Below are 1037 nucleotides of genomic sequence, written 5' to 3' on the forward strand. Positions count from 1 at the left end.
ATGTCAGCCTGCATAAGAAATACTGGTCGGAGTACAAGGATTCGAACCTTGGACCCCCTGGTCCCAAACCAGGTGCGGTGACGGCGGAGAAATTCGTGCTGAGCCCGTTCGACAGCGCACAGCGTCTGTACAAGACTGGCGACCTGGTGCGTTGGCTGCCCGACGGCAATCTGGAGTACCTGGGCCGGATCGACCATCAGGTCAAGCTGCGCGGTTTCAGGATCGAACTGGGCGAGATCGAAAACGCGCTGGCGCTGTGCGCTGGCGTGAAGGAAGTTGTCGTCGTGGCCAAGGCTTCTCCGGCCGGCGACCAGCGCCTGGTGGCGTATGTGGCGACCGACTCGCAGGAGCAGGAGCTTGCCTCTCAGCTGCGCGCCACGCTCGGAGCGAGCCTGCCCGATTACATGGTGCCATCGGCATTCGTGCTGCTGGCGCAATTGCCGCTGACGCCGAACGGCAAGGTTGACCGCAAGGCATTGCCGGCGCCGGACGTGAGTGTGCAACAGCGCCAGTATGTGGCCCCGCAGACTCAAACGGAGCAGGCGCTCGCTGCTATCTGGGCAGAGGTGCTCAAGGTCGAGCGGGTGGGCATCCATGACGACTTTTTCGAACTTGGCGGGCATTCGTTACTGATGATCGCGCTGGTCTCGAAAGCGAGATCGCAGGGTTACCAACTGATTGTGAAGGATTTCATCGCGCATGCGCGCTTGTCCGACATGGCAGCGATGCTCGATCTTCAGCCAGTTCAATTAGCAGCGGGCAAAGTAGCTGGGGGAAGCGAGCTAGTGTTCAGTCTCCCTAACAAGAAGATGTTAGCCAAGAATGCGAATGAACATCATTGGAACATTGCTTTGCTGCTTGAAGTGCATGATGTCGATCCTGCCCACCTTGCGCACGCACTTAAATTGATCGTCGAGCAAAACGAGGGCTTGCGCCATTGTTTTGTATGGGGTGAGAACGCAATCCACCCAAGTTAAGACCTTTCAACAGTTTTTCTGAGTCATCTTCTTGTGTGGTTTTACGCCGGGCTTCCTGGG

Annotated in this window: 1 protein-coding gene; it reads left to right on the forward strand. The window is 57.6% G+C overall.

Annotation, left to right across the window (positions count from 1 at the left end):
- On the forward strand, window positions 1-977 hold a 977-nt coding region (locus ACP7BV_RS27225; RefSeq protein ID WP_426108032.1), incomplete at its 5' end, for an AMP-binding enzyme.
- Between the last annotated feature and the right edge of the window lie 60 nt (window positions 978-1037).

The organism is Massilia sp. TSP1-1-2, assembly GCF_049896185.1.
Classification (GTDB): domain Bacteria; phylum Pseudomonadota; class Gammaproteobacteria; order Burkholderiales; family Burkholderiaceae_D; genus Telluria_A.